This is a genomic window from Campylobacter concisus, assembly GCF_002165785.1.
Taxonomy (GTDB): domain Bacteria; phylum Campylobacterota; class Campylobacteria; order Campylobacterales; family Campylobacteraceae; genus Campylobacter_A; species Campylobacter_A concisus_W.
Map to the genome: position 1 here is coordinate 1 of NZ_NDYO01000014.1, position 9,758 is coordinate 9,758.

Genomic DNA, 9,758 nt, shown 5'->3' on the forward strand with positions numbered 1-9,758 from the left:
CTTTTTCATCTGTTATCCTATGTAAAGACCATCTTCCATTACTATGGTGGTAGCCAATTTTTTAATTCATATAAGTAAGGATATTTACCAATCATTAGATCATAAGCTTTTTGCATATCTATATCTGACTGTATTAAGCCACCCACCAGCCCAGCACCTGTCTCAAATATAGTCTTATATTTATCATCTTTGCCTATCAGTATCCTCTCACCTATCTTTCCAGTTACACTTATAATGAATCCCATAAATCCGCCAACTATAGTCTTTATAATAATTCTATTTGCATCTGTATCTTTTGGTATATCTTTAAGTTGAGAATATAGCTCTATGGGTGAGTTAACAAAAAGCACTTATTCCTACCGCCGCTAGCCAATTACTAGCACCTCCACTGAATCCGTCACTTAAAGCGTTTATTAATACTTCAGTATAGTCTAGCCATTATCTATATACTATACCCATTACCACATTAATGCTGCCAATTTATTTATTTCTTAATTTTACATTTGTAAAATTTAACTTTTTGCTTCTTTTGTTTTTTAGGGTTTCTATTCTGTGGTTTATCTGGTATAAATTTTTCAGGTCGAAAAGCCCAAAAAATCACGCCAATAGTAGAAATCCACGAAAAGATGCAAAAATAAACTAAACATCCATTTGATTTGTAGATTGTGAATTTAATGAGAAAGTAAAAAACAATAACAATAGGAATAAAAAATGATATACCTATTTTTAAAATTTTTATATTTTTAGACTTATTATAGATTATATAACAATGGCGAATAAACTTAAAAACAAAAATATAGTACGAGCAAGCCCAAAAAATATAAGATAATCCAAGCAACTAATGGGTGATGATTGGCTAAATCTACGATTAAATCTACGATTTTATATTGAAATTCTCGCCAGAAAGCATTAAAAAAATCATTCATTACCACTACCACCGATAGTATTGTCTTTTATTGTATTGCGAAGTTCATAATTTGCTCCTTGAAAAATTGTATGTCTAAAAATATTTCCACCATTTCCTATCATATTATTTAATAATTTATCTTCCCTATTTATTGATTTTGTATTTAAAAAATCTCTCCATTGTTTTGATATTGTCCCAATTGAATGCTTTACTTCTTTTGCAGAATTTATCATGCTAGGCACGGTCGCTGCACCTGCGACTGCACTAAAAACAACACTAGAATAATTTAAATGAATATCTCTAAAATCTACATACCCATTATTGTTTATAGTTTGATCATAAATTTGAGTTCCTACTTGCTAACCAGCATCTATCGTAGCACCAACTAAACCGGCTTTAACCGAGGTCTTAGCTTCTTGATTTAGTATAAGTTTTGATAATCCTTTTGTTCCTGCATTTGCAATAAAGCCACTACCGCCTGCCCCAAAAACATACCCGATATATCGATTAAAGCTCCGGGAGTATTTTGGTTAAAGTCTTTGCCTTTATAAAATTGATTATTTGTAGCCGTGAAATAGTCTTGAAAACGCAGTAATTCATCGCCGTCATAATAGTTTTCAAATTTAAGCCCTTGCGAATTTTCATTAATTCTTCATAACGGCAAGTATTATTAGTGTCATAACAACTCTTTCGTTTTTGTTATGCAAGACTACTTTGCATAGTCTTTCTCAAAGCTTCCTTGATAATCTTTAAGTAAATTTTTCAAAGGATCTATTGTATAAATCATCATCTTTAGCATTAAAATTTGTAACGATTAGCGGTGATTGGATGTTTAATATGTTTTAAAGGTGACTTGAAATAAAAGCTAAAAGTAAAGATTTAAAACAAATTTATTTTTATGGTATTAACAAGGATGATGGCTTTATAATCGTTGGAATTTTTAAGAGGCTGTCCCACTTTAGTAACTAAGTATTCCACTCTTAAAGGAAATTTTAAAGAAAGGGAAACTGCAAAAAGGGCAGTTAAAGTATCGATAAGTAGGACATCTATGGTGTCACGGGGGAGACTTGAACTCCCGACCTCCGGCTTATGAGACAAATTTTTAAATATCACTTAAAGCCCTGCTACATCGCCATTACAAACAACTTTTTCTAATAAGCATTAGTCAAGTGTCCCACTTTTGTTCCACTACAAAAGCATGGTACATCTAAAAAATCGTAATGGAATTTATTACTACCGAAGCGTAGTAAAACCAAAAGTAAGAAAAGTTTTTAACTGTTCAAGGGAACTATGTTTCTCCTTGGGGACTTGTTCCATATTAAAAGCCAGAAAATCTGCTAGAATTTATGATAGATATATTTATCTCATAACAAAGGCAGTGGACATGAAGCTAAATCAAGGAATTATAGATTCATTAGTTGATAGTTTTATGCAAGCAAAGGTAGACAAGAGCATAAAAGAGCATTCGCTTTATGATAAAAAGATAGATGTTGACTTTGCGGATGCACTAAATCAGCACTTCAAAGAAGCCTTAAAAAATGACAGCTTTCCTGAATTACTCAAGCAAAGCAATGAGGCTTTAATAAATAAAGCCAAAATTTTATCTAATAACTTAGATGAAGCAATAGATCAAGACGATAAAGCCAGTATAGCTCAAACCCTACTTGAGAAAAATATATTATCACTAAACTATCTTATATCAAAGCTTGATAAGAGTGCAAATCTTGTTTCTAAAAAGCTTAAATTTTTAAACAAACAAGATAAAAACTATAGCTTTGAATCAAACAATATAGATAGCTTTCAGGATAATATTGAAACCCTTGATGAGACACATGGACTACCTCTCAATAAAGAAGGTATGAAAAATTTAATTAAAAATTTCTCACATGCCATAATGACAACTGCCAAGCAACAACATGGACTCAACACGCCCATTAAGCTAGTAAAAACTAAAGACGATGAGAGAAGTGTAGAGCAGATACTAACTAGTGATAGTCATATCATAGGTAAACGCATAAAAGTAGGTGATAAAAGCTTTAGTGTAGGTATTTTAAATGATGAAATAAGACAAGAATATGAGGTAGTACCATGCTCCACTAGCCAAAGAAATGTAGAGAGTAAAGAGATCATTACACTAAAAACAGCATTTGAAAATTTTATAGCAAATACTAGCATTAGCCAAAAGTGGTCAAATAACACCATGGATCTGGTGAATATAGTAGGAAACATACTATTTAAATTCTTTAGCCCCAACAAAGAGATCACGGCCATATCACGAGATGATTTGCTTAAATTTAGAAATACTTTGGCTCTCATACCAACCAAGCTAAATCAAAAAGCCAAATATAAAGACAAAAGCTTAGAGCAAATCATACACATAGGTAAAAACGATCCTAAGCTATCACAAGTAACTATACAAAAGTATATGATAAGGGTTATTCAGTTTTTTAAGTATTGCTATAACAGCGACTATATAAGTAAGAGCATTGTAAATGATCTAAACGTAAAAGTAGAGATAAATCCAATGGAACGTAAGATACTACCTTACAGCAAGGATGAAGCTAACGCCATCTTTAAAATAGTCCAAAATTTTAAAGAGGCAAATAAGTCACCAAGCAAGCGGATAAACGCAAATGATCTATACTATATAACCATGATAGCAGCATATAGTGGCATGAGGATAAACGAAATAGTTCAGTTAAGAGCATGTGATATCATGCAGCACAATAACGTGCTTTGCTTTAGTATAAATAGAGATGATGGCAAGAGTACTAAAAATATAAATTCCATAAGACTCGTACCAGTGCATAGTAAGTTAATAGAGCTTGGGCTAATGGAGTTTGTAAAACAAAGAACTAGTACAAACAAAAGCATCTTCAAAGTAAGTAATAAAGACTTTTCTGAAATTTTTAGATCTCAAATACAACGAAAACTAATAAGTAGCGACAAGCAAAAGACTTTTTACTCATTTAGGCACTATTTTATAGATACGCTTGTCCAACAAGAAGTAGAGCCAAATATCATAGCTCAAATAGTAGGACATGAGAAGCAGTATAAAATTTTATTAGGAACCTATGCTACAAATATAAATGCTAGTTTATTAAAAGCAAAAGTTGAAATGGTAAGTTACTAATATATCTCATAATACATTTTATTACGTAACTTTACTTCACTATACGTGTTTTACATGGTTTTACTTAGGTATACGTGTTTTACTTCACTATACCTTACTTAACCTAACTTCACTTAACCATACTTTACGTGACTTCACTATACGTAAAATACGTATACTTACTTTACTATACTTAATTTACGTTACTATACTTAAGTATACCTATTTTACGTGGTTTTACTTTGGTATACGTGTTTTACCTTACTGTACTTCACCATACGTATTTTACATGGTTTTACCTTATGTAACATTACGTAAAATTATGCTACCATACACTTTAATTATCTAGATTCACTTCTATTAAACATCAACATTTTTATATGTTGATAAACTTACTTAGCAAGCTCAGTCCGAGCTTGCTGTAAGGTCTTAGCCAGACGGGCAAAATTTTTATTTGGCCGAGCAAAAGAAAAATAGAAAAACTTGGACGAAACTTTATCTACTAAATATGATTTTTGGTAATAAAACATTTAAATTATAACTAAGGATCCAATAAAAAACTTGAGAATATTTAAAGATATAGCACTGAGAATTTTTAAAGAGCAAATAGATCGTTTTATAATGGTTCTTTGAATTACTAATAAAAGGTAGATGCTAGGCTACCAGCAAGATCAACCTATTAGTGTAATAAAATCAACCAACTACACTAAATTTAACTATCCATTTTTTATCGACTTTATCGGAACCAAAAACTGTAGGTACTTTGTAGTCTATGTATTTGGTTTTAGACTAAGCCGTCTAGCAAAACGTCTTAAATACTATAATTTATATTAGAAATAATATAAAAAAGATCAATATATGAAGATAAAAATTGCGACGAGTTTTAAGCTCGTCGCAAAGCTTTCTTAGAAGTCGGTATGAATTTTTTGGTCTACCTCTATTTTAACGGTATGCCCATTGATTTCATACATACTTTCGTAGGTCCTATTGCCACTATTGGTATCTGTTGTTCTTTTCCATTCATGGTTATCTAAATTAACTCTATCGTGATCATCGCCCAAAATTTTTAATCTAACGTCTTTATTGTCAGTTATATCTAAAACATTTTTCGGACTAATCGTTAGATTAACTGCGCCGTTCGCTCCGTCATCTCCAAGCTTAATTTGTTCAAATTTATAAACTTTATCGCCCAGATTCGCTACATTATTTAGATCTACGCTTTCTTTAAATACTAAAGTATCCGTACCGTTGCCGCCGTACATTCTATTGTTATTTGCGTTAAATTCTACCGTATCATTACTGATATCTTGCTCTACTTTTATAGTAAACGAAGATGCTACGCTGTGATTTGAACCACTTGAATCAGCCGTTTGAGCCACCACTTTTACGTCATAGGCTTTTTCCGGATTTACGTTTATTTGAGTCGAAATGTGACCGTTATCTATATCGGCTTTAGTTAGTCCTTCTAGCTCTTTCATAACAGTTTTGCTATGATCGTTCGGATCTGTATAAGTAAGAGAAGTTTTATCTCCCTCTCTAGCGTCTTCCGGCAAATATAGCGTTACGTTATGCAAGCCCTTGTTGCTCGCATCTTCGCTTTCGCTATAAGAGCTTATATATTGCATTTTTTCTAGCTCGACCTCGTTAGTAGACGTTTGCTTGTATTCGCCTTTACTGTTAGTTAATTCAGCTTCTGCGCTATACTTATGGCCTATACTCACATCTATATCTTTTAGATTTAACGCTCCTCCTTCAAGAGATATCTTGTTACCATTAGCACTTTTAGCAACAAGTTCACCGTTTTCTTTTTCAAGCGTAAAATTTTCGGTTCTGGTGACTTGACCGTCGGTTTTTATAGTAACGCTAATCTTATCTCCGGCCATAACGTTGCTTGGAAGCTTTAGACCAAGAGTAGTTTTACCGGCATTGCCGTCTATCGCCGCTTCGTCTCTGCTTAGAACTTTATTGCGACTTAAGTCCTCGGTGAATACCGCTTCGAGTTTTCCGCTAAAGCCCATATTTAAATTTATATTCTTATTGTCTATCGTTTTATCTTCGCCGTATGCGTCGGTTAACGTAGCTTTTACCGTAGTCGGAACCAATGCTGGAGCCGGATTTCCCGAAGTTGGCGCAGTATATGCAAGCTTAACGTTAGGAATTTTTATCGCGTTGTCTACTACGTCTAGTGTTTCGCCGCTTGACGAAACTGCCTTTATTTTACCGTCTACGCTTTTTAGCTCGTATTCTCTAGGCGTAGATTCTGTGCTAATCTCTACTTTTAATTTATCGCCGATAGATGCGTTGTAAGGTATAGTCACAGTTGCCGTAGTTGTATAAATATTGCCATCTTCGTCGGCTTCTACGCGGTCTATTGTACCATCCCTATTTAGATTATCTTCGTCGAACGTTACCTTAATAGGCTTATCATTTAGTCCTCTCTCTAACTCTATAGGTTTTTCTCCGGTTGTGCCCTTATTAACCCCAGTGCTATCTTCTAGCGTTACTTTCGTAGTCGTTTGTGTACCAACTTGAACGTTTACTGGAACTTTGATAAGCCCTTCTTCGATATTTACTGGATTACCGTTTTTATCCACAGCACTTATGGAGCCGTCATTATTTTTAGTAAGAATGTACTCTAGCTTTCTATTGCCGCTTGGCTCGCTTGGCTCATTTTTTATATCTACCGTTAGTTTATCACCGGTTACTATTTTGCCAACAGGTAGCGTTATAACAGCATTCGTCTTGCTTGCTGTTCCGTCTTGATTAGCTTCGGCTCTACTTAATTTAGCGTCTCTATTAGTATCCTCCTCATAAGTTACCATTAACGAATTGCCGCCGCCGGAAGCTTTTTTAATATCGTTTGTTGAATTCACAGCTACGCCTTTACCTTCGTAATCGACTACCTCGGCGCTAACTTTCGTAGGACTTACGGAATTAATAGGAACAGAAACTTTAACTATTTTATTATCGTCGGCTTCTATCGGCGTACCTATTTTGTTTTTAGCGGAATCTATTTCGGTAATTTCAAATTTTCCGTTCGCCTTCTTCTCGATGAGGTATGATTTCTCGGGATCATTACCTATCTTAAGTTTTAATATATCACCATTAACAGTATTTGACGGAAGCTTAATACTTGCCGTCGTTTCATTTGCCGTAGTGGCTATAACTCCGTCGTTATTTTTGTCTTCGTCGAACTTAATTAACATATCGTTATTTAAGGTGTCCATAGATATATTATTTTTAGACTCTGCAACCGCTCCGTTTTTATCGGTAACGCTAACCGAAATCTTCGTGTCGCCGCTCGTTTTTAGTTCTATATCTTTTATAGTTACCGCACCGTCTTTTATTTCTAATTTTTCGCTTCCTTTAGAAAGAAACAGATTGCCGTTTGAATCTTTTTCAACGATATAATCCTTTTGGGTTCCATCTATATCAATAGTTACCTTGTCTTTTTCCAAGATATTATTCGGAAGCGTGATTTTGGCGGTAGTTTTATAGATCGCTAGATTACCTCCGCTTGCGCTTTCAGGTCTTGAGAGTAGCGAATTTTCGTTATCGTCTTTATCAAAAGCTATTGAAACTCTATTTAGATTAGAGACTGTTACTGTGGCTTTAGCCTCCGTACTCTCATCTACGGCTACACCATTGTGGGTAGCCGCTGAGAGTACTTTGGCTGTTACTTCGGTTTTCTCGCCGGTTTTCATCAATACGTCTTTTATAACAAAACCTTTTTTATCCGCCGTAGTATTTATTTTATGACCGTTTTCATCGGTTAGACTGTCGATCTTTCCGCTTTTACTATTGCTTTTATTTATGGTGTAAATTTTTTGCGTAGGGATTGGTTTACCTGATTCATATATTTTTACCTCTATCTTATCACCATTTACCGCATTTGATGGAATTTTTATAGTAACGTCGGTTAGGTAGTCACCATTTGCGCCTTTTCTAGCATCGGTTCTACTTACGCTTGTACCGCCCTTTGCGTCTTCAAATATAACTTCTGGAGCCTTGATGTTCTCTATCTGGGTAGTCGCTTTTTTGTTTACGTCCGTCGTTACCGTATCGTCATTTATTCCTTTTCGGTAGTCTAAGGTAGCCTTTACGGTAGTTTCTTCGCCTGCTTTTAGCCCTACGCCTTTGAGTATATATTCGTATTTTTGATTTGAAGTCGGTTCGGCAGACGGGAATTTACTTTCTAGGTCAGGATAATCGCTCGAGTTATTTGACGTTATAGAGCTTAAAAATCCTTTTGCGTCCGTATGGATAGTGTACTTCCTTTCGGTCGCCCCTTTGATAGGATCATATATTTCGAGTTTTAATATATCGCCATCTCTTACGTTTTTAGGGATCGAGATGATTGCATCTATTTCATTTACCTTGCTGTCCTTCATACTGTCTGATCTTGATAGCGCGTTGTCGCCACCATCTACTTTTACGCTTTGTTTTTCGGCAAATTCTACGTATATACCCTCTTTTTCGACTATAACTTCGTCTTTATTAGATTCGTCGCTTTTTTCGGTAATGCCATCGTTTTCCAAAACTACGGCATTTTCTATGGTCGTCTTAAAATCTCTAGATACCGGTACGCCTTTTAGAAAAACACTTTGTTTATCTGCCGAAATAGTCGCCGTTATACCAGGAGCTATCGTAGTCTCAGTAGTATCCGAAAGATCACTTAGTTTAACCTTTATATTAGACGTACTGTTTGTTGTAATATCAAATTTTAAATAATCGTCAGCCGCCTTAACGCCGTAAGGAAGCTCAATCTTTGCCGTCGTAGTTTTTAGATTACTATCGCCGCTTCTATTTTCATAAAAATTTAGCATTCCGTTGTTACTAGAATCTTCCGTGAAGGTAACTCTCGGAGCGACTTTAGGCGTAACGTAGTCTTTTCCTTGATCGCTAGCATTGCCGTATTCGTTTGTTATCGTAGCGGTAACGATCGTTTGATCGAAATTTTTAACTTTAGGATTAGGTTTTACAGTTTCGGTCGTGCCGTCGGACTTGATATTTTTAAAGGTATTTGAACCGTCCAGCATAAAGCCGCTACCTTTTAAATCGTCTAAAATTTCTTGAGTAATTTTGACGTTAAATGTTTCATTGTTGCCTCCGCCGGAGATTTTTATATTTAGCGTATCGCCTACTTTAACTTTCTCGCTCTCTGGCAGTCCGGTTTGATCCGGTATAGTTATTTTTACCGGAGAAGTACCTCTCGTAGTCCCATTTTCTTCGCGAGATAAAATACCATTATTATCTACGTCTTCCGTAAATTCTACTACCGGCGGCTTAGGTTTATCGGATACTAGTTTTACTTCGTCGTATGCACTTTCGCTAGTATTTCCTGCCTTATCGGTAATAGTCGCATCCACTCTAGAAGTTTGTCCGTTTCTAACTGGAACGTCTAGCGAGTATTTATTGCCGTTATCTATCATGGCTTGAGTTATAGTTATTTTTTGCGTCGTAGGACTAGGGCTCGTTGGATCCTTGATAGTTATGTTTAGCTTATCACCAGCGGTTACATCGCCTGGAAATTTTATCTCGACTTTTGAGGTATCTATCTTGCCGTCGCTCGCGTTTTCTGGATTATTTAGTATACCGTCACTCGTATCGTCAGGGTTTGTAGGATTCGGCGTAGCTTTCGCGTTCTTATCTTCGACAAACGTAACAATCGGTGCTTTAGCCGTAGTATCGGTAGTTATCGTATCTCTGCCTTCGCCGCCCTTATTTCCGGCCTGATCC

At 35.3% G+C, this 9,758-nt stretch carries 5 protein-coding genes; 2 read left to right on the forward strand and 3 right to left on the reverse strand.

The features are described from left to right. Positions 1-41: 41 nt before the first annotated feature. Together B9N62_RS09920 and B9N62_RS10565 are read right to left on the reverse strand one after the other, a co-directional pair. The gene (locus B9N62_RS09920) at positions 42-350 is read right to left on the reverse strand and encodes a hypothetical protein (protein ID WP_087585351.1); all 309 of its coding nucleotides are present in this window, start codon (positions 348-350) and stop codon (positions 42-44) included. 568 nt (positions 351-918) lie between these two features. Further along, the gene (locus B9N62_RS10565) at positions 919-1,140 is read right to left on the reverse strand and encodes a hypothetical protein (protein ID WP_180382193.1); all 222 of its coding nucleotides are present in this window, start codon (positions 1,138-1,140) and stop codon (positions 919-921) included. Between the two features lie 1,151 nt (positions 1,141-2,291). Here B9N62_RS10565 and B9N62_RS09930 point away from each other — a divergent pair. Together B9N62_RS09930 and B9N62_RS10400 are read left to right on the forward strand one after the other, a co-directional pair. Beyond that, positions 2,292-4,040, forward strand: coding sequence for a site-specific integrase (locus B9N62_RS09930; protein WP_087585352.1), 1,749 nt, complete (start codon positions 2,292-2,294; stop codon positions 4,038-4,040). Positions 4,041-4,670: 630 nt separating this feature from the next. Further along, positions 4,671-4,853, forward strand: coding sequence for a hypothetical protein (locus B9N62_RS10400; protein ID WP_141083219.1), 183 nt, complete (start codon positions 4,671-4,673; stop codon positions 4,851-4,853). 71 nt (positions 4,854-4,924) lie between these two features. On the opposite strand, the gene B9N62_RS10570 is transcribed toward B9N62_RS10400, so the two are convergent. Further along, on the reverse strand, positions 4,925-9,758 hold a 4,834-nt coding region (locus B9N62_RS10570; protein WP_087585353.1), incomplete at its 5' end, for a hypothetical protein.